This is a genomic window from Flavobacterium sp. SM2513 (assembly GCF_050908145.1).
Taxonomy (GTDB): Bacteria; Bacteroidota; Bacteroidia; order Flavobacteriales; family Flavobacteriaceae; genus Flavobacterium.
In genome coordinates, this window is the sequence record NZ_CP194228.1 from 1,616,490 (window position 1) to 1,642,731 (window position 26,242).

Annotated in this window: 25 protein-coding genes and 1 pseudogene; 12 read left to right on the forward strand and 14 right to left on the reverse strand. The window is 34.4% G+C overall.

Translation table 11 applies throughout. The features are described from left to right. Positions 1-25: 25 nt before the first annotated feature. Positions 26-1,372, reverse strand: coding sequence for a sigma-54-dependent transcriptional regulator (locus ACQ5J2_RS06490; protein WP_432672920.1), 1,347 nt, complete (start codon positions 1,370-1,372; stop codon positions 26-28). Between the two features lie 140 nt (positions 1,373-1,512). Between ACQ5J2_RS06490 and ACQ5J2_RS06495 the strand changes: the two genes are divergently transcribed. The 9 genes from ACQ5J2_RS06495 (at position 1,513) to ACQ5J2_RS06535 (ending at position 11,817) form a co-directional block, all read left to right on the forward strand. Next, the gene (locus tag ACQ5J2_RS06495) at positions 1,513-2,754 is read left to right on the forward strand and encodes an efflux RND transporter periplasmic adaptor subunit (RefSeq protein WP_432672921.1); all 1,242 of its coding nucleotides are present in this window, start codon (positions 1,513-1,515) and stop codon (positions 2,752-2,754) included. A gap of 120 nt (positions 2,755-2,874) precedes the next feature. Then, a complete protein-coding gene (locus ACQ5J2_RS06500; RefSeq protein ID WP_432672922.1) occupies positions 2,875-3,576 on the forward strand; it encodes an ABC transporter ATP-binding protein in 702 nt (233 codons plus the stop codon). Between the two features lie 11 nt (positions 3,577-3,587). After that, positions 3,588-4,382: a GIN domain-containing protein gene (locus ACQ5J2_RS06505; RefSeq protein WP_432672923.1), complete on the forward strand. Its 795-nt coding sequence runs from the start codon at positions 3,588-3,590 to the stop codon at positions 4,380-4,382. 416 nt (positions 4,383-4,798) lie between these two features. Further along, positions 4,799-7,234, forward strand: a complete 2,436-nt coding sequence (locus ACQ5J2_RS06510) for an ABC transporter permease (protein ID WP_432672924.1) — start codon at positions 4,799-4,801, stop codon at positions 7,232-7,234. A 104-nt stretch (positions 7,235-7,338) separates the two neighbouring features. Beyond that, positions 7,339-8,631 carry a TolC family protein gene (locus ACQ5J2_RS06515; RefSeq protein WP_432672925.1) on the forward strand — a complete coding sequence of 431 codons (1,293 nt, stop codon included), beginning with the start codon at positions 7,339-7,341 and terminating at the stop codon, positions 8,629-8,631. A 133-nt stretch (positions 8,632-8,764) separates the two neighbouring features. Next, positions 8,765-9,895 (forward strand): P-loop NTPase, encoded by a 1,131-nt coding sequence (locus ACQ5J2_RS06520; protein WP_432672926.1) that lies wholly within the window; start codon positions 8,765-8,767, stop codon positions 9,893-9,895. 145 nt (positions 9,896-10,040) lie between these two features. Beyond that, positions 10,041-10,280 (forward strand): NifU family protein, encoded by a 240-nt coding sequence (locus ACQ5J2_RS06525; protein WP_026979147.1) that lies wholly within the window; start codon positions 10,041-10,043, stop codon positions 10,278-10,280. A gap of 152 nt (positions 10,281-10,432) precedes the next feature. Continuing rightward, on the forward strand, positions 10,433-11,485 hold the full coding sequence (locus ACQ5J2_RS06530; RefSeq protein ID WP_432672927.1) for an NAD(P)/FAD-dependent oxidoreductase: 1,053 nt from the start codon (positions 10,433-10,435) through the stop codon (positions 11,483-11,485). Positions 11,486-11,487: 2 nt separating this feature from the next. Continuing rightward, positions 11,488-11,817 carry a ferredoxin gene (locus ACQ5J2_RS06535; RefSeq protein ID WP_432672928.1) on the forward strand — a complete coding sequence of 110 codons (330 nt, stop codon included), beginning with the start codon at positions 11,488-11,490 and terminating at the stop codon, positions 11,815-11,817. A gap of 77 nt (positions 11,818-11,894) precedes the next feature. On the opposite strand, the gene ACQ5J2_RS06540 is transcribed toward ACQ5J2_RS06535, so the two are convergent. The 5 genes from ACQ5J2_RS06540 to ACQ5J2_RS06560 all read right to left on the reverse strand — a co-directional run bounded on the left by ACQ5J2_RS06540 (position 11,895) and on the right by ACQ5J2_RS06560 (position 16,878). Further along, a complete protein-coding gene (locus tag ACQ5J2_RS06540; protein ID WP_432672929.1) occupies positions 11,895-13,301 on the reverse strand; it encodes a T9SS type A sorting domain-containing protein in 1,407 nt (468 codons plus the stop codon). A 233-nt stretch (positions 13,302-13,534) separates the two neighbouring features. After that, a complete protein-coding gene (locus ACQ5J2_RS06545) occupies positions 13,535-14,227 on the reverse strand; it encodes a LytR/AlgR family response regulator transcription factor (RefSeq protein ID WP_432672930.1) in 693 nt (230 codons plus the stop codon). Beyond that, entirely contained in the window at positions 14,224-15,267 is a 1,044-nt protein-coding gene (locus tag ACQ5J2_RS06550; protein WP_432672931.1) for a sensor histidine kinase, read from the reverse strand. The genes ACQ5J2_RS06545 and ACQ5J2_RS06550 overlap by 4 nt, the downstream gene beginning before the upstream one ends. A gap of 170 nt (positions 15,268-15,437) precedes the next feature. Continuing rightward, positions 15,438-16,190: a uroporphyrinogen-III synthase gene (locus ACQ5J2_RS06555; RefSeq protein WP_432672932.1), complete on the reverse strand. Its 753-nt coding sequence runs from the start codon at positions 16,188-16,190 to the stop codon at positions 15,438-15,440. A 19-nt stretch (positions 16,191-16,209) separates the two neighbouring features. Then, positions 16,210-16,878, reverse strand: a complete 669-nt coding sequence (locus ACQ5J2_RS06560; protein WP_432672933.1) for a DUF4271 domain-containing protein — start codon at positions 16,876-16,878, stop codon at positions 16,210-16,212. A gap of 151 nt (positions 16,879-17,029) precedes the next feature. On the opposite strand from ACQ5J2_RS06560, the gene ACQ5J2_RS06565 reads away from it, so the two are divergent. From ACQ5J2_RS06565 to ACQ5J2_RS06575, 3 genes are read left to right on the forward strand one after another with little or no spacing between them, the layout of a single operon-like run. Then, positions 17,030-17,755: a polyprenol monophosphomannose synthase gene (locus ACQ5J2_RS06565; protein WP_432672934.1), complete on the forward strand. Its 726-nt coding sequence runs from the start codon at positions 17,030-17,032 to the stop codon at positions 17,753-17,755. 7 nt (positions 17,756-17,762) lie between these two features. Further along, the gene (locus tag ACQ5J2_RS06570) at positions 17,763-19,103 is read left to right on the forward strand and encodes a dihydroorotase (RefSeq protein ID WP_432672935.1); all 1,341 of its coding nucleotides are present in this window, start codon (positions 17,763-17,765) and stop codon (positions 19,101-19,103) included. A 12-nt stretch (positions 19,104-19,115) separates the two neighbouring features. Further along, on the forward strand, positions 19,116-19,589 hold the full coding sequence (locus ACQ5J2_RS06575) for a DUF4296 domain-containing protein (protein ID WP_432672936.1): 474 nt from the start codon (positions 19,116-19,118) through the stop codon (positions 19,587-19,589). Positions 19,590-19,593: 4 nt separating this feature from the next. Here ACQ5J2_RS06575 and ACQ5J2_RS06580 read toward each other — a convergent pair whose 3' ends face one another. From ACQ5J2_RS06580 to ACQ5J2_RS06615, 8 genes and pseudogenes are all read right to left on the reverse strand, one after another. After that, positions 19,594-20,598, reverse strand: coding sequence for an NAD-dependent epimerase/dehydratase family protein (locus ACQ5J2_RS06580; protein ID WP_432672937.1), 1,005 nt, complete (start codon positions 20,596-20,598; stop codon positions 19,594-19,596). A 66-nt stretch (positions 20,599-20,664) separates the two neighbouring features. Beyond that, positions 20,665-21,042 (reverse strand): annotated as a pseudogene (locus tag ACQ5J2_RS06585) (PIN domain-containing protein); the annotation flags it as partial. Positions 21,043-21,062: 20 nt separating this feature from the next. Next, the gene (locus ACQ5J2_RS06590) at positions 21,063-21,305 is read right to left on the reverse strand and encodes a hypothetical protein (RefSeq protein ID WP_432672938.1); all 243 of its coding nucleotides are present in this window, start codon (positions 21,303-21,305) and stop codon (positions 21,063-21,065) included. 175 nt (positions 21,306-21,480) lie between these two features. Then, positions 21,481-22,161 carry a hypothetical protein gene (locus ACQ5J2_RS06595; RefSeq protein ID WP_432672939.1) on the reverse strand — a complete coding sequence of 227 codons (681 nt, stop codon included), beginning with the start codon at positions 22,159-22,161 and terminating at the stop codon, positions 21,481-21,483. Positions 22,162-22,295: 134 nt separating this feature from the next. Beyond that, positions 22,296-22,727 carry a hypothetical protein gene (locus tag ACQ5J2_RS06600; protein WP_432672940.1) on the reverse strand — a complete coding sequence of 144 codons (432 nt, stop codon included), beginning with the start codon at positions 22,725-22,727 and terminating at the stop codon, positions 22,296-22,298. A gap of 408 nt (positions 22,728-23,135) precedes the next feature. Beyond that, complete coding sequence (locus ACQ5J2_RS06605; protein WP_432672941.1) at positions 23,136-23,837, reverse strand: hypothetical protein; 702 nt, start codon at positions 23,835-23,837, stop codon at positions 23,136-23,138. A gap of 161 nt (positions 23,838-23,998) precedes the next feature. Beyond that, entirely contained in the window at positions 23,999-24,670 is a 672-nt protein-coding gene (locus ACQ5J2_RS06610; protein WP_432672942.1) for a hypothetical protein, read from the reverse strand. Positions 24,671-24,830: 160 nt separating this feature from the next. Next, entirely contained in the window at positions 24,831-25,841 is a 1,011-nt protein-coding gene (locus tag ACQ5J2_RS06615) for a hypothetical protein (protein WP_432672943.1), read from the reverse strand. Positions 25,842-26,242: the final 401 nt, after the last annotated feature.

Consider the following 26,242-nt stretch of genomic DNA (forward strand, 5'->3'; position numbering starts at 1 on the left):
TGTATATTTTGAAATTTGCTAACATTTAAGAAGTTTGAATATTGTATTTTTCGATTCTTCTATACAAGGAAGCTCGGGATAAACCCAACTCATCGGCAGATTTACTGATGTTATTTTCGTTCTTGACCAAAACTTTTTCAATCGCTACTTTTTCAATATCCGAAAGCTGAAACTCATCCGGATTTTCAAATTTTGTGATGGTTTCTAAATCCAAATCAGCAGTTTTTATAATGTTGTTTTCACAAAGAATAACGGCACGTTCTATGCGGTTTTCCATTTCTCGAATGTTTCCATTCCAAGCGTGGTTTTCTATTTGAGTCAACGCTTTTTCATCAAAAACAATGGTATTTCGTTCGTATTTTGCAATCATTTTCTCTAATAAAAAATGTGCCAACGGAACTTTATCTTCCATCCGTTCGCGTAAAGCGGGTAACGTAATTTCCATCGTGTTGATGCGATAATACAAATCTTCGCGGAAGTTTTTGGCATTCACTTCTTCTTTTAAATCTAAGTTGGTTGCCGTAATAATCCGAACGTCAATCTTGCGAGGTTTGGTTTCGCCTAAACGTGTTACGGTTTTCGTTTGGATGACTTGCAGTAATTTGGATTGCAAGTGAAGTGGTACATTTCCTATTTCATCCAGAAAAATCGTCCCATTTTGAGCGGTTTCAAATTTTCCAATGGTATCCACTTTCGCGTCCGTAAATGCTCCTTTTGCATAACCGAATAATTCACTTTCAAAGATATTTGCATTCAAAGAACCCAAATCAACATGAATGAACTCGTTGTTTTTACGTTCTGAATGTTCATGAATGTAACGTGCTAAAACATATTTTCCAGTACCATTTTCTCCTAGAATTAAAACATTGGCATCCGTTTTTGCCACTTTATTAGCTAAAGAATATGCTTTTTCGATGGATTGCGATGTTCCAATAAAATACGCCAAACTGGGTTCATTTATAGAAGTGTTCTTTTTGTTTTTCCGAGATGCAGCAACGCCTTTTTTAATCGTTTCTACTAATATTTCGTTGTCCCAAGGTTTTAAAATATAATCGGAAGCACCACTTTTCAATCCTTCAACTGCAGTTTCCACTTTTCCAAAAGCGGTCATTAAAATTACAATTGTGTTGGGCGAAAGTTTTTTAATTTCTTTTAAAAAATACAAACCTTCTCTTCCATCTTCAAAACCAATGCGGTAATTCATGTCTAGTAAAACCAAATCAATTTCGGTTTCTGCTAAGATTTGGACTACATTTTTGGGATTACTTAAGGTGTAAATCGTCTCAAAATGTTTTTTCAAAAGCATTTTCGCCGTGAAAAGAATGTCTTCTTGGTCGTCAATAACTAAAATGGTGGCGTTGGTCTTTTTCATGGATTGTTCATTTTCGGACAAAGGGTGTTCATTTTTGAACACTTGGATTTGATGAAGTTCTATATTCGGGCAATAATCAACGGATTACAAATCTTTAATTTGTGGCATAAAATTTCCAATAGGTATTTAAAATCAATACAATGGACACTCTCATCAAGCGTAAAAATAACAAAAAAAAGTATGTATTAATTGCTTTGCCAATTATATTGGTTTTGGGTTATTTTATAAGTACTTCGTTAACTAAGAAAAGAAGTTTGAATGTAAATAAAGCGGAGATTTCAATTAAAACGGTAGAAGAAGGCTTTTTTGAAGACTTTATTTTATTCCAAGCGAAAGTTACTCCGCTAAATTCGATGTTGGTAAATGTTATTGAAGGAGGAGCGGTTCAGGAAATATTTGTTAGTAATGGAGATAGGGTTGTGCAAGGTCAGCCGTTGGTTCGGTTGTACAATCCAAATACGGAATTGGCTTACATGCAGCAAGAAACTTCGATTATCGAACAGATTAATAATTTGAATAAAGCAAAACTGGATTTGAGAAACCAAGAATTGAATTTGGCTAAAGATTTAATCAGTATCGAACATGATTTTGTAGATGCTAAAAATTTATTCGATTTGAATCAGAAGTTGTTTGAGCAAGAGATTTTATCTAAAAATGAATGGCAGAAAACACAAGAGAATTTTAGGTTTCAAAAGGAACGAATGGATATCATCAAGCAAAGTGTGAAGAAAGAAAAACAGGCAAATCAAATGCAAATTGGACAACTGAATCAATCTATTGAAATTATGAATCGAAGTTTGTCTATTTTGCGGAAGAATAAAAATAACTTTCTGATTACTGCACCACTTTCGGGTCGACTTTCTTCGTTTGAACCTATTTTAGGGAAAACGTATTTGCAAGGAAATAGCATAGGAACGATTGATGTCATGAAAGGCTATAAATTAGTGGCTGATGTAGATGAGTTTTATCTAGACCGCGTTTCGGAAGGACAAAGTGGTTCAGTGGAGTTTAATGGAAAAACAGTGGAAGTTCAAATTATAAAGGTGATTCCTGAAATTAAAGGAGGTCGGTTTATGGTGGAATTGAATTTTGTAAAAGACGAAAACTTGGAACTCAATCAAGGATTAACTTTTGGTGTTCGAATTAATTTATCAGAAAAAAAGAAGACGACGCTGCTTTCGAAAGGGAGTTTTTATCAGGACACTTCGGGTAAATGGATTTTTATAGTGAAAGACAATCAAGCGGTTCGGAGAGCCATTGTTTTGGGTAGAGAAAATCCTTTGTATTATGAAGTTGTAGAAGGATTGAAAGAAGGAGAACAAGTGATAACTTCGAGTTATGCGGATTATAAAAATATAGAAGTATTAAGATTGGAGAATTAAGTAGTAAGAAATTGGAGTAAATAATTATGATAACTCCTGCAAGGTTTTCAAACCTTGTAGGTATAAATAATCAAACCTAAAAGGTCAAAAAAAAACCTTGCAGGATAAAAACACAATCAAATGATACAAATCAAAAATTTATCAAAAACCTTCCAGACGGAAGAAGTGGAAACGAAAGCGTTACACGAGGTTTCAATCACAATCAATCAAGGGGATTTTGTTACTATTATGGGTTCTTCGGGAAGCGGGAAATCGACGCTTCTGAATATTGTGGGACTTTTAGACAGTGCTTCTTCCGGGAGTTATGAGTTGCTTAATCAAGAAATGATTGGGTTGAAAGAGCAACAGAAATCAAAAGTAAGGAAGGAAAACATTGGATTTGTTTTTCAAAACTTCAATTTGATTGACGAATTGTCGGTTTATGATAATATCGAGTTGCCTTTGATTTATAATAATGTTTCGGCTTCTGAACGAAAAGACAAAGTAGAAATAATAGCAGAACGACTGGGAATTTCACATCGGTTGAAACATTATCCACAACAACTTTCGGGTGGTCAACAGCAACGTGTAGCGGTTGCTCGAGCTTTGATAAACGACCCGAAAATCATTTTGGCCGATGAGCCAACCGGAAACTTAGATTCCAAAAACGGAAATGAAGTGATGGAACTCCTGACCGATTTGCATGCTCAAGGTGCAACGATTTTGATGGTGACTCATTCTGATTATGACGCTTCTTTTTCGCAGCGAACGATATTTATGAAGGATGGAATTATCCTTTCGGAAAAAAATAATAGTAAAAACGTAGACGTATTAATTTCTTAAAAACATTTCTTATGAACAAATTTATCATTTTCACAACCTTATTATTTACAGGTTTTTTAACCGCTCAAATTTCAGAAAACAGGGAAGTTTCGGACTTTTCAAAATTAAAAGTATCGAGTTCTATTGATGTCATGTACACTATTTCAGATAAAATAAGTGTAACCGTAGAAACAGACGATGCCGAAAAGTTGCAGCTCATAAAAACCGAAGTTGAAAACGGAACATTGGTACTTTCCATTGACACAAAAGGGTATAAGTCAAAAAAAAGTAAGGGAAAAAAGAAAGGCAACAACATTAGTTTTATCAACGGTGTACGGTTTGAGGTATTAAAAATTACGGTTTCAGGTCCAAATTTACAAGCGGTGAAGGTAAGTTCATCGGCAGATTTGAAATTTATGAATACGAATAAGACTTCTAAACTAGAACTGGTGGTAAGTTCCTCAGGAAGTGTTGCAGGAACCTTTGAATGTTCGGATTTATTTATTGATGCCTCGTCAAGTGGCGATGTGTCGGCGATGGTTACTGCTAATGCAGTGGAAATTGAATCGAGTAGTTCGAGTGATGTGACCTTATCTGGCACAGCCAAAGCTATTACAGTAAAAGCAAGTAGTTCTTCTTCTTGTGATTTGAAAAAATTATTGGTTGAAAACGCCACTGTTTTGGCAAGTTCATCAGCCGATGTTTCGGTTCATGCTACGAAATCAGCAGAAGCAAAAGCGTCCTCAAGTGCAGATGTTGTGGTCTATGGAAATCCCGAAAATTTAACTAAAGAAGTGAGCTCGTCAGGTTCTGTTGATAAAAGGTAAGGCGAGGAAGTTGCTTTGTTTGGGGTAAAAAGTTAATGGCTTTGCGTTTTGATGAAGAACTCTAAGCAAAATATGTAGTTGACTTTGCAAAATAAACACTTGACTCTACGAAATAAACATTTTACTGTACGAAATAAACACTTGACTCTAAGAGATAAACACTTTACTCTAAGAGATAAACATTTTACTGTACGAAATAAGCACTTTACTCTAAGAGATAAACATTTTACTGTACGAAATAAACACTTTACTCTAAGAGATAAACATTTTACTGTACGAAATAAACACTTTACTCTAGGAAATAAACATTTTACTGTACCAAATAAACACTTGACTCTAGGAAATAAGAAGTTGACAAAGCCTGAGTACATTTTGCGGAAGCATAATAAAAATCATCATCAATAAATCAAATCATCATGTTAAAAAATTGGACGAACCTCTTTGTGTATCACATCAAAAAAAACAAACTTTTTACGTTTTTGAACGTTTTGGGTTTGAGTATCGGGATTGCGGGATTGATTTTCGCGATTTTGTATTGGAACGAGGAGCACAGTTATGATGACTGGAATCCTGGCAAGGAAACGGTTTTTATTACCATAAGTGAAGTAAGTAAAAACGATTTTTGGGCAACGAGTGTAGTTCCGTTTGAAGCGTATTTTAAGAAAGATTTTCCTGAACTGGAGGCGTATTGCTATCTTTCTAATTGGTACTACGAGGAAATTGTTCAGTATAAAAACAAGAAGGAACTGCTGAATATTACGGATGCTCAAAAGACCTTTTTTGAAATGTTTCCGTTTCATTTTATAAAAGGAAATCCTAAAACAGCTTTGAAAGACAATACGAGTACAGCAATTTCTAAAGAAACGGCTGAGAAACTCTTTGGCAAAGAGGATGCTATTGGTAAAATAATAGACTACTCGGGGCGAAAACTTGTGGTTCGTGGCGTTTATGAAGTGATGGGTAAATCATCCATGGCCCCTGACATGGTAACGAGTTTGATAGATTCCAGAATGGAGGAAAGTAAAGACCAATGGGGGAGTTATAATTTTGGGCTGCTTTTGAAACTAAAAAGTCCCGCAGACGCTCAGATTGTTAAAGAAAGAATGGAGCGATTGATGTATGAAAACAGTATTGTAAAAAGTGCTCAATCGGAAGGGATTACTCCTGAAGCATGGATGGCACGAAACGGTCTTACTGGAACAAAAACTGTTTTGCAACCCTTGAAAGACAGTCGTTTGCATGCAATAACCGACTCGTATGCAGAGGGAAAAGGGAATTACCAGTTTCTAGTAATTATGTTGGGATTATCTCTTTTGATTTTAGTTTTATCTATCGTCAATTATGTTAATTTGGCTACAGCCAATGCAATTAATCGGGCTAAGGAGGTAGGAATTCGGAAAATACTGGGAGCTTCCAAAAACAATATTGTCAAACAATTTTTATTTGAAACGGTTCTAACGGTGTTGTTTTCCATCTTACTTTCATTGGTTATTGTAGAGCTTTCTTTGCCGTACTACAATGATTTTTTAGGAAAAGAACTTTTGATTTTTGGAGGTGAATTCTACCTGCAATTAATCGTCATTTTCGTTACAACCATCATTTTTGCAGGTATATTTCCAGCCATTTATGTGTCTAATTTTGAAACCTTGAAAGTGCTTAAAGGGAACTTTGGGAGAAGTAAAAGCGGCATTTGGGTGAGAAACGGGATGCTGATTTTACAGTTTGCCATTGCCTCCTTTTTTATCATTGGTTCTTATATTGTGTATGAACAAATTGCGTTTATTTCAACAAAAGACATTGGATTTAAAGGCGACCAAGTACTTTCTATTTCGTACCGCAATAAGTACAACTGGCGTGAAGAAGGCTATAAACAAAAGGTGCAAAGCAGGTATGAGTTAATTAAAAGTGAGCTTGGAAAGATAAGAGGAGTGGAGCAAGTTTCGACAGGTGCGTTTGAATTTGGTTCTGGAAACGGTTCTACTTCGGGATTTTCGTATAAGGGAAGTCCCAATATTCAGGCTCGAAACATGGGTGTTGACTTTGGGATGCTTGAAATGATGCAAATTCAACTGAAAGAAGGACGGTTTTTTTCTAACAAAATAGCTTCTGATACCATCAATACAATGTTGATAAATGAAACGACGATGCGAATGATGAACGAGAAAAATCCTATTGGCAAAGAAATAGAATGGAACGAAAAAAAGTTGAAAATTATCGGGGTTGTAAAAGATTTTAATTTGTTTGGACCTCAAGACAAAATTCCGCCAATGGTGTTTTTTCAATTTAAAACAGTGGATTGGATGTTACAAAACGCAAATCGGATTCATGTGAAGGTTAGCGGTGATAATGTGGAGCAAACCATTGCCGATATTGAAAAGTTTTGGATAAAAAATGTAGATTCAGATTATCCTTTTAGTTATGACTTTGTAGACAAACAGTATGCTCGAACGTATCGCACGTATGTGAAGCAGAAAAACTTGTTTTCGTTGCTGAATTTTATTGTGATTTTGATTGCTCTTTTTGGATTATTTGCCTTGGCAAGTTACTCCATTCAACGTCGGATGAAAGAAATTGCGATACGAAAAACGCTTGGTGCAGAAACGAATGTGTTGTTAAAAGAATTGTCAAAACAGTATGTGTTGTTTTGTGTTATTGGATTTTTAATAGCAGTGTTTCCAGTGTATTTCTTGTTGAACAAGTGGCTTGAAAATTTTGTGTTTAGAATTGAAATTTCATGGATTCCTTTTGTTCTAGGTTTTATGATTTTGTTGATTTTGACTTTAATAGTGGTGCTTTCGAAGGCTTATTTTGCCACAAAAGTAGATGTCTTGAAGTATTTGAAATACGAATAACGCAATGTCAGTGTAATAAAAAACCAACACAGAATCGAGAAATTTGAATAATTTTTAAAATCACTCTACTTTCTTAAATCTGTGTTTCAAAATAAATATCAAAGATGAAAATTCTATTTAGTTTGCTGTTAGTTATAGCAGTTCAGTTTGCTAACGGCCAAAGCACTATTTGGTCGTTGCAAAACTGTATTGATGCCGGATTAGAAAACAATATTGCAGTGAAAATTCAAAAACTGGAAGTAAAAAGAACCCAAAAATCAAGGGTTTCGATGCTGAATGAATTGTTGCCAACGGTGAGTTTGTTTGGTAGCCAAAGCTATAATTTTGGTTCTACGATTGACCCTGGGACAAATGCTCGAGTGAGTTCTAACATTCAGTACGATAATTTTTACATGAATGCACAGATGAATCTACTGGATTTTGGAGCGATTGCAACTGCACAGAAATCGAAAATTGGTATCGAATTGGCGAAAGCCGAACAAGCAATTGTTGAAAATGAATACAAACTTCAAATTTTAGAAAGTTTCTATCAAGCTCTTTTTACGCAAGAATTAGCTGAAATTCAAAGGCAACAATTGGTGAACACGCAGTTTAATTTGACTCGAATTGGTAAAGAAATAAAAATTGGCAGTAAACCTAAAAGTGACTTATACGACATACAATTTGCCTTCGCTCAAGAAGAAAAGCAGTTGATAGAAACCCAGCAATTAGTTGATATTCAAAAATTACAATTGTTTCAATTGCTAAATGTGGAAGATGTTGTAATAGGAAATATTCAATTGGAAAATCAACTTTTAAATGTAGAACGTACTTCCGAGGAAATTTCAAATCCAAGAATTAAAGGAGCTCAATTGACGTATGAAAATGCTCGAAAAGAAGTGCGTTTTCAGCAATCTAGAAATTTACCCACGCTTTCTACGTTCTACCAGTTGTCTTCGTTTTACTATAAACCTTTGAACGATACAGATGGATTTGTGGATAATTTCAGTAACCAAATTGGGAATAATAAAAACCAACAATTGGGTTTGCAACTTGCTATTCCTGTTTTTAACGGATTCAAAAATAATAAAGCAATTGCTTCTGCAAAAATTGAAACCGAGAAATCTAAATTAAAGATAGAGCAAGAAAATTTACAGTTGAATCAACAACTTGAAATTGAAAATAAAAACAAAGAAAATTACTTTCTTGTTCACGGGAAATTAGCTGAAGTTGTAGGATTTGCACAGGCATCTTTTACAACGACTCAAGCAAAATTTACCTCCGGAAGTGTGGACGTTTTTTCTTTTTCAATTGCTAAAAACAACTTATTAACTTCAGAATTTAACCTATTGAAAAACAAGTTGCAGAGCCAATATACGGTTCATAAAATCAATTTAATTCGTTCGAATGCCTTATAAATTTCAGTTATCGAAGTATCTAAAACTTTCGACTTACGGCATTTGACTTTCAAGTATTTCAGACTATCTTTGCAATCAAAATTCAGTTTAAATAAATGCAACGTTTTTATATTAGTTGCGCAATCTAAATATAATGAAATTAGATAGAAAAGAAATACTTAAAGCGCTCGAAACCATTTCGGTTGCTGGAGAAGGTAAAAATATTGTAGAAAGTGGAGCGGTTAAAAACGTGGTAACTTTTGGCGAAGAAGCCATCATTGATTTAGTACTTACAACGCCGGCAATGCACATCAAGAAACGTGCAGAAGACGATATTCGTAAATTAATTCAAGAGAAATTTTCACCAGATGCAAAAGTCAAAGTGAATATTAAAGTAGAAGCTCCTGAAAAAGCGAACGAAATTAAAGGAAAAGCAATTCCCGGAATTAAAAATATTATTGCCGTTGCTTCTGGAAAAGGTGGCGTTGGAAAATCTACCGTGACAGCAAACTTAGCGGTAACTTTAGCAAAAATGGGATTCTCTGTTGGTGTTTTAGACGCTGATATTTACGGACCATCAATGCCCATCATGTTTGATGTAGAAACGGAAAAACCAATTTCCGTGATGGTAGACGGAAAATCAAAAATGAAACCGATTGAAAGTTACGAAGTAAAAATTCTTTCTATTGGGTTTTTTACAGCACCAAGTCAAGCCGTTATTTGGAGAGGACCAATGGCTTCAAAAGCATTAAACCAAATGATTTTTGATGCAGATTGGGGCGAACTAGACTTCCTTTTAATTGATTTACCTCCGGGAACGGGAGATATTCACCTATCAATTATGCAATCATTGCCAATTACAGGTGCGGTTGTCGTTTCTACTCCACAAGCTGTAGCTTTGGCTGATGCCAAAAAAGGAGTTTCGATGTTCATGTCGGATTCTATCAATGTTCCGGTTTTAGGAATTATTGAAAATATGGCTTATTTTACTCCAGAAGAATTGCCTGATAATAAATACTATATCTTCGGAAAAGAAGGTGCTAAAAACTTAGCAGAAGATTTGAATGTGCCATTTTTAGGAGAAGTTCCTTTGGTGCAATCCATTCGTGAAGCAGGAGATTACGGTCGTCCAGGTGCTTTGCAAACAGGTTCTGTAGTTGAAAAAGTGTTTGAAGAAATCACCAGAAATGTAGTGCAAGAAACCGTAAATCGCAACGAAGCGCTTCCTGCAACTGAAGCAATTAAAATTACAACAATGGCAGGTTGTTCTGCTGTAAAAAAATAGTAGTAAGATTGGAGTATTAAGATAGAAGGATTGAAAGATAGAGAAACACATAAATGGAAAGATTTAATTTTTCGATAAAACTCCCATCTTCAAGCTCTCAGTTTTTAATCTACAACCTAGAACGTACAACCTAGAACAAATAAAAATGAATACAGAAGAATTAACTCAAAATATTTTGAAAGCGTTAGACGAAATTCGTCCGTTTTTGAATTCGGATGGTGGTGATATTTCGCTTGTTGGAATTGAAGACGACAAGCACGTTACGGTTCGATTGGAAGGTGCTTGTACTTCTTGCAGTGTCAATCAAATGACGCTAAAAGCAGGTGTAGAAACGACGATTAAAAAATACGCTCCACAAATAGAAACGGTAGTAAACATCGCTTAAGTTTCAATAATTCATAAATTACAACTGTAGTAGGAACTTGTTTTTAAATTAAGAACAAGTTGCTGCATACAACTGACAAATATCATATTACAAGCGTGCTTAATTTACGAATTTTGCTGACAATTAAAATACGCTCGATAATTATTCAAAAAATGATACAAACAGATATTCTTATAATTGGTGCCGGTCCAACAGGACTTTTTACTGTTTTTGAAGCCGGATTACTTAAATTAAAATGCCATATACTAGATGCTTTGCCTCAACCAGGTGGACAATTGGCTGAACTATATCCTAAAAAACCCATCTTTGATATTCCAGGATTTCCTGAAGTTCTTGCAGGTGATTTAGTTACAAATTTGATGGAACAAATCAAGCAATTTCAACCGGGTTTTACTTTGGGAGAAAGAGCGGAAACCATTGACAAACAAGAAGACGGAACGTTCATCGTGACTTCTGACAAAGGAACTCAAATTCATGCAAATTCTGTTGCAATTGCCGGTGGATTAGGGAGTTTTGAACCAAGGAAACCATTGATTGAAAATTTAAACTTTTACGAAGATAAAGGAATAGAATACTTCATCCGTGACCCTGAAAAATTCAGAAACAAACGTGTAGTAATTGCCGGAGGTGGAGATTCTGCGTTAGACTGGAGTATCTTTTTATCCAATGTTGCTTCAGAAGTAACTTTGGTACACCGAAGAAATGAGTTTCGCGGTGCCTTAGATTCAGTTGAAAAAGTGCAAGAACTTAAAGATCTTGGCAAAATCCGCCTAATTACTCCTGCAGAAGTAATCGGTTTAAAAGGAACAGAACACATAGATGGAATTGTTTTGGATGAAAATGGCGCTCAAAGAACTATCGAAACGGATTATTTCATTCCGCTTTTTGGCCTCACGCCAAAGTTAGGGCCGATAGCAAATTGGGGATTAGAAATTGAAAAAAATGCAATTAAAGTAGATAATTCATTAGATTATCAAACCAATATTCCTGGAATTTACGCCATTGGTGACGTAAATACCTACCCTGGAAAATTAAAATTAATTCTATGTGGTTTTCACGAAGCAACATTAATGTGTCAGAGTGTGTACCAACGCATGAACCCAGGAAAAAAATATGTACTAAAATACACAACAGTATCTGGAATTGATGGTTTCGACGGAACTAGGAAAGAAGCAGAAAAAGCAGTTGTTAAAGCAATTTCATAGTTATGGCTCAGGACGTAAAAATAACGATTGTAGATCGCGAGGGTGTTTCTCATGAAGTGGAAGCACCAACGGATATGAACATGAATATCATGGAATTGGTTCGTGCTTATGAGTTGGCTCCAGAAGGAACGATTGGTATTTGTGGCGGAATGGCCATGTGTGCTTCTTGTCAGTGTTACGTGCTTAATGACGTGGCTTTACCTGAGAAAAGTGACGATGAAGAAGCGATGTTGTCAGAAGCATTTAATGTAAAAGAAAATAGCCGTTTGGGTTGCCAATTGCACATTACGGAAGATTTAGAAGGATTGAAATTAGAATTAGCTCCTGAGTAAAACTGGGATTATTTTATAAATAGAAAAGGCGAAAACAATATTGTTTTCGCCTTTTCTATTTAAACTATGTTGAGTATTTACTTTTTCAAGAATTTAAGCGTCTTAACAGCTCCTTCTTTTTCCAAACGAACGATATAAACACCCGAGTTCAGCAAGCTAGCATCGATGCTTAAATCAGAAGCCGATTGTACTTTTTTAGACAATACCAATTGGCCCATTGTGTTGTACACAGTAAACGTCTCTGGTAAAATTCCTGAATCGTCGATTGTAATATTTAGTAGGTCATTTACCGGATTTGGATAAACAGACATTCCTTTTAATTTATCAAAAGTTTCAGACCCTAAAGTAGATTGGCACGCTGTAGAAGTAGCTAAACTTGACCTTCTTGTTCCATATTGAAGTACGGCTAAGATTCTTGCTTTTTGGTCCAAAGTAAATGTATTCATACACGTATCATTGGTGTAGTCCATATAGTTTTCAGTCATGTCATTTCCAGCTGCAACTGTACACGAATTGTAAACTGAAGCACAGTCATAATTAGCATCGGATGCCGCAGGTGTATCTAAACAATAATCTTGAAAGCTATCGGAAGCATTAACGGTACAAGAGGAAGTATCACCCCAAATATGAATTAATCCAAAACAGTGTCCTATTTCATGTGTCGCCGTTCTACCTTTATCGTAATCCGTATAATAACTCCCCGCTGCATAAGTTGACGAGCCAAAAGCTCTATAATCAATAACTACTCCATCTGTATTTGCACTTCCGCCATTTGTTGCTAAACCACCTAATCCAGTATTACTAGGAAATTGTGCATAACCCAAAGTGCCATATAAATCTGCAGAAGGACTGCTGCTAAATTTGCAAATCCAAATATTAAAATATTGTGTAGGGTCCCAACTAGTTGTAGCTTTAAGCGTGCTTTCAACAGATGTTTCAGAAGCCCACGATGCTACACCTAAATTCACTCTATCAATTCCATTTGTAGCCGTTCCAGCTGGAGATCTTTGAGCCATGCAAAATTCAATTTCGATATCAGCTCCAATTGCATTTGAGTTGTAACCTGGGGTATTCAACATTCGTCTAAAGTCTTGATTCAATACCGTTATTTGTGATAAAATCTGGGCATCCGAAATGTTTTCATCAGCACCAATAGCATCGCCATTATGAATAACGTGAACTACAACGGGAATTGTAATTACCGTAGTCACTCCATTGGAAGAGCGCATTTGTGCTTTTACCGCAGCGACTTTTGGCGCAAGCCATGCTTCAAATTCTTCCGAAGTGGCTCTATTCGGAACTGTTTCTTGTAAATATTTTTCATATTCTGAAGAAACACAACGTACCAATCCATTTGTAGAATTAATGCTTTCTAATGCTTTTCCGAAGACCTTTCTTCCATCGGTACTGTGTACTTGTGCAAAGCCTATCGTGCAGAAAAGCAATAAAAAATAGACTAATGTCGAGCGTTTTTGTTTTTTCATAATTTAGAATTGGGTAGTACTTTTTGCTTCTAAAAACAAAGCGTTAATGTATAAAGTTTTTGAATATGAAATAGATGTACTGAATTCCATATGTCAATTGAATTTAATCATGAAGTACGATAAAACGTAATTCGAAACGAAGATAATTCGCATCTGTATTAGGTTAAAATTTATGAGGTAAACCCATTATTTTATGCGGTAAAAACTATTATATTGAATAAATAACGTGAGTTTTACAGGTTTATCTTAGAAAAAAAACCTTCTTCATAAGTAGTGCTTAACGGAATTTCGTAAGAGGTAATGTAAATCATTTTATTTCTGATTTTTTCCATTTTTGAAATCGAGATAATATACGAACGGTGCACTCTGGCAAATTTATTTGAGGGTAATTTCTCTGACATTACCTTCATCGTCATTCGTGCAACAATTGTTTTTTGATTGACGAGGTGAATTTTTAAATAATCATCCAGTCCTTCAATAAACAAAATGTCTTCAAGTAAAATTTTATGTAAACTATAGTCCGCTCGAATGTATAAATAATTATTTTCTGAATTAACGAAATTATTTTTCATATCAAGCTGCTCTTTGACTTTTGCAACAGCATCTGAAAAACGGCTGAAAGGAAACGGCTTTAATAAATAATCGGATGCATTAACATTAAATCCTTCAACAGCATATTCGCTGAATGCAGTGGTGAAAATAACTTTGGTAGCTTGTTCTATCTGTTTGTAGAAACTCAAGCCATTTTGGGTAGGCATTTGTATGTCTAGAAAAATCAAATCGACAGGTTGCTTTCTTAAATATTTTGCAGCTTCACTGGTCTTAGTAAACGTTTTTTCCAGCTGTATGTAATCAATACGGTTGCAAAAACTTTCAATTATTTTTAAAGCTAAGGGTTCGTCGTCTAATGCAATGGCTCTAATCATACTAAATTTATTTTCAAATAAACCTCAAATTGCGTTGAAGTATCCGTTATTGTAAGTTCATGTTGGTGTGGATAAATTAGCCGAAGCCGCTTACTCGTATTTTCAATTCCTTTTTTACTTTCATCCTGCTGGACTAAATTTACTGCGACTTTGCTGTTTTTTACTTCTAAAATAAAATCAAATTCAGTAATTTCCATTTTTATCGAAATGTGCCACATTTCTTCAGAGTTCACGCCGTATTTAAACGCGTTTTCTATAAAAGGAATAACGACTAAAGGTGCTATAGTTTTTCCCACTGGATTTCCGACAACAGTAAATTCTAAATTATTTTGCTCAGAAATTCGAAGGCGCTGCAACTCAATATAATCATTAATGTAGTTAATTTCATGTTCCAATGAGACAAAATCATTCGTACTTTCACTAACGACATACCGCATCATGTTGGATAACTTTATGACGGCATCTGGTGCAGAATCTGATTTTTCAATAGTTAAAGCATACAAACTATTCAGTGTGTTGAACAAAAAATGCGGATTGATTTGTGCTTTTAAATAGGAAACTTCGGCTTTGAGTTTTTTATCTTGGGTTTCCTGCAATTGCTGATTGATTCGTAATAAAAGTGAAAGAAAAAATGCTGCTAAAAATTGCACTAATGATTTTGCATGAAAAAAGTAAACATTAGATAAATCCATTGGAGGTGGTGCATTTGGATGAATTTTAAAAGGTCGAAAATGGGGTAAATCGCGAAACTGTTCGTGAATCAAAAAAGCAGGTACGTAATTGACCACGATGTAACCTAATAACAAGGAAACTCCATAAATCGCATATTTCTTCTTAAAATATATTTTAGGGATTAAAAAGTAATAATTCACATAAAAGAAAATCATTAAAAAGAAAAAACTCAGGAAATTACGTTGAAAACCACCAACAAAAATCAACTCCCGAAAGGAAACAATATCGGGCGAAGAAATGACGGGAATGCTTAAAAAAAACAAACATCCTAAAATATTTAGGATAATCAGTCGGAAAGAATCTTTCATAGTTTAGTTCTAAAACAGCTCAAAGCTACTAAGAAAATATAAAGCATCCTTTTTTTTGAGGTAAATCGCTCTTTTCTTGAGACTATTTGATACACACGATGCAGTTTTTAATCATCGGCAAAAAAAAAGCCGTGCAATTTTGCACAGCTTTAATTATTTTAATGAACCAATTATTTCGCTTCTTTATTTACTTTGGCAATATATTTTTCAATAGCCATCGTCATTGAAGGTGCTTCTGGTGTAGGAGCCATAATGTCAACAACTAACCCGGAGTCTAAAGCTTCTTTTTGAGTAGTGCTTCCAAAGACTGCAATTCGGGTATTATTCTGTTTAAAATCTGGAAAATTTTTAAATAATGATCGAATACCTGTCGGACTGAAAAACACTAAAATATCGTAATAAACATCTGCCAAATCAGACAAATCACTCATTACTGTTTTGTATAATGTGGCTGCAGTCCAGTCCACTTTCAAGTTGTCTAAAGTTTGCGGAGCATCTGCATTTAATTGATCAGAAGCAGGTAATAAGAATTTTTCATCTTTGTATTTCTTAATCAAAGGAGATAAATCTGAAAAATCTTTCTGACCTACATATATTTTACGCTTGCGATAAACTACATATTTTTGTAAGTAAAAAGCTACCGCTTCGGATTGACAAAAATACTTTAAATCTTCAGGAATTTTATAACGCATTTCTTCGGCCACTCTAAAAAAGTGGTCAATCGAATTTTTACTTGTTAAAATGATTGCTGTATAGTTTTTTAAGTCAATTTTTTGTAGTCGCACGTCTTTAGCATTTACGCCTTCAACATGTATAAAAGGACGAAAATCTACTTTTACTTTGTGCTTTTGTTGCAAATCAAAGTACGGTGAATTTTCCACTTTAGGTTCAGGTTGTGACACCAAAATTGTTTTCACTTTCATGTTTATTGTGTTCTTTTCCTTAATTTTTTGTAAGCCAATAATAAACAAAATAGTACGGGGCTATTTCGAGAGTGCAAAGATACAAAATAAAGTAAAACAACTTCCCAATTATGAATTTTTGATATATTTTCAAAGAATTCAGATAAGTCAAAAGATTTGCTATTAAAACTAAGGCTATTAATACGTAAATCAGTGTTATTGGTAAATTATTCACATAATATAAAATCATGTTGATAGGCAATAAAAATAATGAAACGTAAGTCCTGTAGTTTACCTTTTGTAAATTATATTGTTCAATAAGTTCTTCAACATCAAATGTTACTCCTACAATTTTTTCAATTAAAAACTTCGCCAAAATAAAAGTACTACAAAGAGTGGCAATTTGAATAAATAATATCCAATCGTACTTGGAAGCCAATCCAAAATAAGACAGAATCAATTGTATGAAAAAACTGATAGAAATGAACTGTACGAAAACCAATGCGATGTTGAACCAACTCAATAAATGCGAACTATCTTTGTAAATTTTATTGTATTTATCAGAAATAATTAATTTTGCGAAATCGGCAAAACGGTTTTCAAAGGTAGATTTTGTGATTGCAATTACTGCAAATGAAAACAAGAAAAGCAGGGTTGCCCAATCCTTGTTTTCTATAATCCGTTCTTGTCCTAATAACTCACTTACCATACTGCAAAATTAGTCTTTTTTTTAATTGTCAAGCAAATTTAATAAGCCTCGTTTTAACGTCATTTTTTACATTTATAAGTCAATTATTATCGTTTTATTAGGATGCTTCCGCCATAAATAGACTATTTTTGTCCACGAAATTTATGAGCTTATGAATTACGGAATCATCATCATTCCTACTTATAATGAGATTGAAAACATTGAGGGCATTATCAGGGCGGTTTTGTCGCTGCATAAGCCATTTCATATCCTCGTAGTAGATGATAATTCGCCTGACGGTACGGCTAAAAAAGTCACTCAACTTCAGCAGGAGTTCACCAATCGTCTTTTTTTAGAAAATCGAACCAAAAAATCAGGATTAGGGACTGCTTATGTGCATGGATTTAGATGGGCATTAAAACGCGATTATTCGTATATTTTTGAAATGGACGCTGATTTCTCTCACAATCCAAATGACTTAGAAAAGCTCTACGATGCTTGCCATTTAGGTCATAAAGATGTGGCTATTGGTTCTCGTTATGTTACAGGGGTCAATGTGGTCAACTGGCCATTGAGTCGCGTTTTGCTTTCCTATTTTGCATCCGTATATGTCCGAATGATCACCGGAATGGAAGTGCACGATGCTACAGCAGGGTTTATGTGTTACAGAAGAGAGGTTTTGGAAAAAATAAATCTTGACCGCATAAAATTTGTAGGTTATGCCTTTCAAATTGAAATGAAATACCGCTCGTATGCTAAGGATTTTGAACTTTATGAAGTGCCCATTATTTTTACAGATAGAGCAAAAGGTACTTCAAAGATGAGTGGCTCCATTATTAAAGAAGCTATATTTGGAGTTATTTCCCTAAGAATTAAAAAATTATTTAATCGACTATAAGAATATTATGAACAGCATATTGATTCGCAACGCGAAAATTGTAAATGAAGGGACTATTTTTGAAGGAGATATTCTAATTGAAAACAAAATCATTGTAGAAATTGCTTCACAAATTAGCGCAAAATCGTCTTTGACGAAAATTATTGATGCAGAAGGAAATTACCTTATTCCAGGAATAATTGACGACCAAGTTCATTTTCGTGAGCCGGGATTGACGCACAAAGGAACTATTTTCACTGAATCTCGTGCAGCAGTTGCAGGAGGAATCACCAGTTTTATTGAGCAACCCAATACCGTTCCAAATGCAATAACACAAGAATTATTAGAAGATAAATATAAAATTGCTGCCGAAAAATCATTTACCAATTATTCGTTCATGATGGGTGGTACCAATGATAATTTAGAGGAATTGTTAAAGACAGATCCAAAGAATGTAGCAGGGATTAAGTTGTTCCTAGGTTCCTCAACGGGAAATATGTTAGTAGACAACGAAGAGGTTTTAGAAAAAATATTTTCAAGTACGAAAATGCTAATTGCTGTTCATTGTGAAGATGAAGCAACTATAAAAGCCAATTTAGATAAATTTCACGAAGAATACGGAGAAGATATTCCCCCTTCGGCACATCCATTAATTAGAAGTGCAGAAGCTTGTTATATTTCGTCGTCAAAAGCAATTGAGTTGGCTAAGAAAACAGGAGCGCGTTTGCATATTTTTCATGTTTCCTCGGCTAAAGAAACGGAATTGTTTACGAATAAAATTCCATTGGAAGACAAAAAAATCACCGCAGAAGTATGCATTCATCACCTGTGGTTTAGCGATAAAGATTACGAAAAGAAAGGAAATTTCATTAAATGGAACCCAGCTGTAAAAACGGAAAAAGACCGTGATGCTTTGTGGGAAGCCTTGCTTGACGACCGAATTGACGTGATTGCTTCTGACCATGCACCACATACTTTGGAAGAAAAAAACCAGAAATACGACAAAGCGCCTTCGGGAGGACCATTAGTGCAACATGCCGTTGTAGCGATGTTTGAATTGTACCACCAAGGAAAAATTTCCATTGAAAAAATCATCGAAAAGATGGCACACAATCCCGCTAAGTTATTCAAAATAGAAAATCGTGGTTTTATAAAAGTGGGTTATTATGCTGATTTAGCTATCATCAACACAGGATTGCCTTGGACGGTTAAAAAAGACAATATTTTGTACAAATGTGGCTGGTCGCCATTTGAAGGAACCACATTTAAATCAAGAATAACACATACCTTTGTAAACGGACAATTAGTGTACAATAACTCAAAAGTCAAAGACATTCACGCTGGAGAACGATTGACTTTTGACCGATAAAACCCAGTGGTTATGAAAAAAATGATACTGATCTTGGTTTTGGGAGTGATGTTAGTCAATTGCAATTCTAAATCTGTTCCAAAACCGGATAACTTAATTGGAGAAGATGAAATGGTCGATATTTTATACGATTTGTACGTCATTAATGCAATCAGGTTGAACAACAGTACGTATCTGAAAGAGCAAAATAGCACGCCTGCTAAATATATTTATCAGAAATATAAAATTGATAGTTTACAGTTTATCCAAAGCGACCATTATTATGCAGCAGATATAGACGATTATGAAAAACTGCACCAGCGGGTAACGAAGCGTATTGAACGAAACAAAGCCACAATAGACTCTTTAATTGCCAAGACTCCACCTGAAAAACGACAACCACCTCGTGTGGATAAGGTTCAAGAAACCCAGTTTAAACTAAGAGATTCGTTGCGAGAAAAACGCTTGCTTCGTGAAAAAACGTTTAGCGATAGTACCCGAAATTAGTATTTTAAAATGCATCGGCAATTCGTTCCACAACACCTTCTACAGGTTCAAAACGATAATTCAGCTCGTTTGTAATTTTAGTGTTCGAATAAACATCATTAGTATGTAACGATTTTGCAATTGCCTTAGTCAATTTTCTTTGCTGAAAAAACACATTGGTAGCAATCCAATCCCATCGCCAAGCCATTTCCGTCATCCATTTTGTCGCCAACTTTTTAGGTCGCGCTACCTGCAATTTATCTGCAATTAAAGTAGTTAGAGCTTGGTACGATAAATTTACAGAAACCAGTATATAACGTTCACCCTCATTTATACCTTCCATTAATTGCGTCATACAAGTAACCACATCATTCACACCCACAAATCCAGTGGTTCCAAGTGTATAATAATTTAATCCTCCTGCAACTTTAGAAATTATTTTGAAACTTCCTTCCTCGCGATTCCACGATTTAGGAATCGCACCAAGAATAACGCCCGGGTTTACAATTACGATGTGCAAGCCTTCTTGTTGGCCACGCCAAATTTCCATTTCGGCACCATATTTAGAAATCGCATAATCACTGTGGGGTTTTTCAGGATTCCAGTCGGTTTCCTCGTCAGTAATAGTTTTATTGACTGGTAAATCTCCCAGAGCTGCAATAGAACTTACGTAGCAGAGTTTCTTCACATTTTTTGCCAAGCAAAAGTTCACAATATTAGCTGTCCCTTCGATATTTACTTTTCGAATCTGTTCTTCGTCTCGTGGGTCAAAAGAAATTTTGGCCGCACAATGGTACACATATTCAATATTTTCAAATGCAATTTCTAAGGAAGGAATGTCATTGAGGTCGGCGGAAACCCAAGTTATATGTGCAAGCAAATGTGCTTTGTTATACATTATAAAGAGGTCCTTTGTTTTCTGAATCGCCTTTTCGTTTCGGTAAATTGCTGTTGTATTCAAGCCTTTTTCGGCAAGATGTAAAACTAAATACGACCCAACTAATCCGGTAGCTCCTGTTACTAAAATCATAGTGACAAAGATAAGAAGTTAATGTGTTTGTTTCTTATAAGAAGATATGAAAGTTAGAAACGCTACTTATCGCTCTACCCAATTTTCGATTTCGATACTGGAAATTCGTTCAAATTCTTTGACGTTTTCTGTTACCATGATAAGCTCGTTTGCAACAGCAGTCGCCCCAATAAAAAGGTCAAAATCACTTATCATTATCCCGTTTTTCCTCAATCGCACTTTTTCTTTAGCATAAATGAAAATTGCGTTGAATATCGGAAGAATTTTAACTTGCTCTGAAAATTGATGTATTATCTTTTGATTTTTTTCTGGATGTAAACTGTTTTCAGCACCGAAAACAAGTTCCGCCAACGTGATTTCTGAAATAGCACAATCACCTAAATGTATCTCTTGGAATTTTTCAATTAGATTGAATTGCCCACAAAATAAGTGAATGCATATGTTTGTATCAAGTAATTATTTCATTACAATTTAGCAATAGTTGGTTTTTCAACTCTTGAAGATTTGATTTCGCTAATAATTTCGTCCGAAGTTCTATCATCTTCCCAAGTTCCGAAAATTGATTTAATATCAAACTTTTCATCAGATTTTGTTTCAATTGACTCTGTGAGTTTAACAATAAGTTTCTTTTTAGCACTGTTGTCCAAGTATTTCAAATACCCAAAGTACTTTTCCAATATTTTATTTGATATAGATAAACTTGCCATGTTAGTTATTTTTATGCAAGATAGTTAATTTATGAATTTGTAATAAAATATAATACAAAGGTTTTTTTCTCAAAATAAACAAATCATCAATAACTACTGATGTATTCAATCAAATAAACCCCAAAAAAAATCCCAACAGTCACAACCATCGGGATTTTCAACGAATCGCTAAAATCTACTCTTCATTATCATCATCATCATCCTTCCTTTTCGGAGCCCGCATTCGCTTAATAACATCTGTAATCGTATACTTTTCCTCTTTCCGAGAACCATCAAAAACAATTTTTCCCTTCTCAGCCACCGTCGAAACACATGCATAAAGCGCATCATAATCAGCTTTATTAGCATCAACCAAATCTTTTCGATCATCCATAATTTTATTCTGCAACACATTCTTCTCCGTCATACTAGCATAACTCGCATCCATTACATCCGGAAAATCAGGCTTCATCCCCTTACCTTCCAAAGCCGCCTTATTTTCCCTCGCCAACTGTTTCACCGCTTTCAATTCCAGCAAAGCACCTTCAATATTTCTACTAACCAGTTTTTCCTTCAGCTTAGTAATAGAAGTCGTCGCAAGCCCCACGCCTTTAAAATAGCTACTCAAAAAATTCATTTCCTTATTAAAAGCATCCGCCTCCGCATACAATTCCTTAGTAACCGTAGCTTCATCCGTATCATACACTAATGTACTCTCCAGATCCTTAACCACATCCAGCTTTGCCTGAAAGTCATCAACAAAAGCAGCGTTCAATTCCGGAAACCGAACCTCTATTTCCTTCTGATCCTCCTTAAAACTCTGCAACATAAATTCACCAAGAGGAGCCTTTTCCTCATTTCTTGCCCGTACACTCATAAAAATTAAAATTAAAAATTTAAACTAACACAAATTGATACACGAATTATAAAGCCCGCCTATACAGTTAGAAACAAGCCTATTGTAAAAGTAATTAAAATTATAATACGTTGATAAAAAAAAATCAATCCCAACTAATAATTAAATGAATAGCTATAAATTTTCTCTAATAGTTCCTCAAAAAATAAACTATTTGACGTCAAGGTAGACTTCCCCATATTGCGCAACTTCATAAAATCATTCATACCGCGAATACTTGTCAGGTTATCAAAATTGTCCATAACAATATTTTTCGCCTTTGAAGTTGCCGTAGGATGCGTTTTCAAGAACTCCAAAACCTCTTGATGAAACGCTCTATAAAGCTCTTTTTCCTCTTTTTTCCGAGTTGCAGCAGTTACTATTTCAAAATCATGAAAAGTAAAAAAAGCATGCCAATACAACCCATCATCCTCCTCCTTCAGTTCCGCATGCGTACTAACTACAGTATGCTTACCCGAAATAAATGCACTGCTATCAAATTCCTGACCCGCATCTTCCACCTTAATTTTTACAATTTTAATTTTCATACACGTTCCATTTAAAGGTTATAATAATAAGTCTCAAGCCCCAATTAAATAATTAAAAACTAATGTCTTGTAAAAATAATTAAAATAAATATACGATGATAAAAAAAAATGAAACCAAAAAAATAATCGCCGCTAGTGCAATCGTCTCGCTTGTACCCACAAAAAAAGAGGAGTGTTAATCCTCTTGAAATGGTTTGATTTTTATCTGTGTTTTGTTAATGGATAAGATTGTCAAACGTTCTGTGACTTGCACTCAGTGGCGATTTTGACACTATTGTAAGTAAATATACCGGAAATTTAAAATACCTGGCACCATTCCTAATGATTGGATTCTCTCACCAAGCGAACACTGATAAGTTCCAAGCCTTAGCCATTGATGCAGACAACTTTTAGAAATCGTTATTAATTTTAACCAATTATATCAGCACCTTTTTCCATGATGAATTTGACTCCCTCTTTTATCACAAATTTCTTTGTTTCACTTAGAAACTCTTTTAGTAATTGAGGACCTTGCTTTGTTATTTGCGCCCAAATATTTGACAATTTTTTAATGACCCAAGTTTTGGGTTTTTTGGTTAAATTATTTCTCAAATCTTGAACATCAACTTTAATCTGCTCTATTTCGGATTTATTTTCTTCAGTAATAAACTTGCCTATTTTCTTTTGAATGTTATCTAGATGCCCATCAAGCAATATTATTTGATTTATTGAAAATGGATTTATATCAGCATCTTCTTCAATAATTTCAAAATCAGTAAAATATTCATTGGAAAATGCTTCTAAAATTGGATCGTCAAAAACAGTTTTAACTTTTTCATAACCATCAAGTAATTCTAGCCAGTTTGCAAAGATTGTTTCCAGCGTAGCAGATTTAATCCAAGTTCTTCTATTTATTGTTGACTGTTTATTTTTTGGTTTATAGTCAACTAAAAGTAAGAAGTTTTGATCCATTTTATATTCTTCAACATTGAAATAGAATTCAGACTTATCATCTTTGTCAATAAATTTTAAAAGAAAATTATCAGGATTTATCGCTTCAAATATTCTACCGTTTTTATTTACAAAAGGTTCAAGCATTTCTAATAATTCTAAAGGAATTTTTTTCTTCATAAATCCAAATTTTATAATGATTGCCAACATTTGGTCGCTAACCGAAGTTGCCGATCAAAGCGGGCTGAGTTCTTTCTGCCAAGATAATGTTTCTTCGTGAATACTAAACGTTCTGTAACCTGAAAATCAGCAATTGCGATTACCGGCGGTTAGCAGAAGTTTTACTTGTCATAATGTGAAATTTTATTTTCCCTTCTGAATTTACCAAGTTGTTCTGCCCATTTGCCAGAAACGCTTAATAACTCGAAACAAAGAATTCTTAGAGAAACTGGAGTAAAGAATGAATTCTCTTTTCCCAATTCTGCATTTATGAATTCTAGTATATTTCCATGACAAATGTTATTCCTATGCCTTACAATTTCAACCATTTTTATGTTAGGCTTTATGCTTTCAAGTTTTTCAATAAAATCCTTTTCGTTCGGAAATGCAAGCGCTTCTATTGGTAATCCTAAATCTCTAGCATCAGATATTAAATTATTACTTAAAACCTTATATGGTGTTAATTCTACAATGTCATTTTCAGGGTTTTGAATTTGTGCGATTGTAATTCTCAAACTTGCTTCGACACCATTTAGAAATGACGAAACAGCTGGAATATAAAATTCGTTAAACATACAGTCAACTCCTTGAACGAAAAACCAATGAAATTCTGCTGCTGATAATCTTTCAAAAAAGAAATTTCTCATTGGAGACCAATCCGTATTTAAGTCAAAATGAAACTGAATATGTTCCGCTGCACTTTGCTCAAAAATTTCTTTTCTTGGCTGTATGGTTAAAAATGCTGACCATAACTCATTCCATTTATCTGTTCTGGGTATTTGATTGAAGTTCATATCGTGTTTAATAATTTCTGCTAACGTTGTTGTGTATGGTTAGTTGCGTGGTTAAGCAACTAAATTAGTAAACAAATACGAACCAGAGAAAATTCCGAAGGAATTTTCCAAATAGGCAACGACCAAAGCAATTAATTATACACGGTGTTACCCAACGTATTTATTTCCAAATTATTTCTTTCTTGATTATTCCATAAAGGTTTGTCACAAAGAAAAATAACAAGCCAAAATTTATTCCAATAAGAAGCTTTGTTAGTGATTGTTTTAATCCAAAATCTTGAACCATAAAATACGTGAAAAATGGAATTAGTACACCAAAAACTAGACTTGAAATAAGAATAATAAAAATTATTAAATTTATTCCAGAAAGCCCTTTTCTTAAATCTAATAAGAGTTGATAAAGTTCTTTGAAATAATGCTCGTTCATATCATCACATATTTCATTCATTAGTTTATTGTCCAGTTCATACTCTGCGTATTTTGGGTTTATTCTAATACAAGCATCCAAAATATATTTTTGTGATTTCTTACTTAATCTATTGTAATGTATAAATTGATAATCTTTTTGAAAAGCATAACCAAGTCTACTTGCATAGTCAACTTCCACCCATTTTTGCACGTGTTCAAAGTTATATCTGCCTTTTATTTGATAGTCTTTATATAGTTCGTCATCAGGCATTATATTGTCACTTTTTCTGTCATTAACTAAACTAATCATTCCTAAATATAAACCTGTTTGGCTTTCTTTATATCTTTTGTCCTTCTGTAGTTTTTCAATTAATTCTTTGTCTTCCGGTTCATAGTCACTTATTGATAACATTTTTAAATCATAATAGTCAATGTGTTTATAATCTTTCTGATTTAGAAGACTTTTTGTTGCATTATCATCTTCCCAAACTCCGTAAAATTCAGTTAGCTTTTTTAAAATTCTTCTGAATTCAGTTATTTTTTGAGAGAAAGCCACAGCCTCTTCGTGTGTTTCTTTATTAATACTTAAAATCCAAGAAATTCGGTTGAAAAAATACGTTACTAAAATTGCTGAAAAAAGTCCATTAATGGTTAAAATCAATTCAAGACTATTTTTATTAAATTCTGGTTCGGTAGTTCTAGTGCTTAATGTGACAAATAATAAAATAGCGAGTTGAATTGAAATAATACCCAATAATATCATATTCCAATTCCAGCTTTTTAGCTCGTAAATTGTTCGGTAATAAAGGTTTATTATTTTAGTTCTCAATGTTTTTTTATATGTTGGGTAACTAATGTATATACGCAAGTTTATACAACTTTTTTTCAAATATACCCCATTCTCCTAAATAACCAACACCCCCAAAAACCATTTTATCAACAATTCCCCCAAACCAAGCACATCCCCAACTAACCATGGCGCAACGCCAACTATGCTCGGCACATCGTCAACTATGCCCGGCACATTCCCAACTATGGTCGGCACATCGTCAACTATGGTCGGCACATTGCCAACTATGGTCGGCACATCGTCAACTATGCTCGGCACATCGCCAACTATGGTCGGCACATTCCCAACTAGGTATGGCGCAACGCCAACTATGG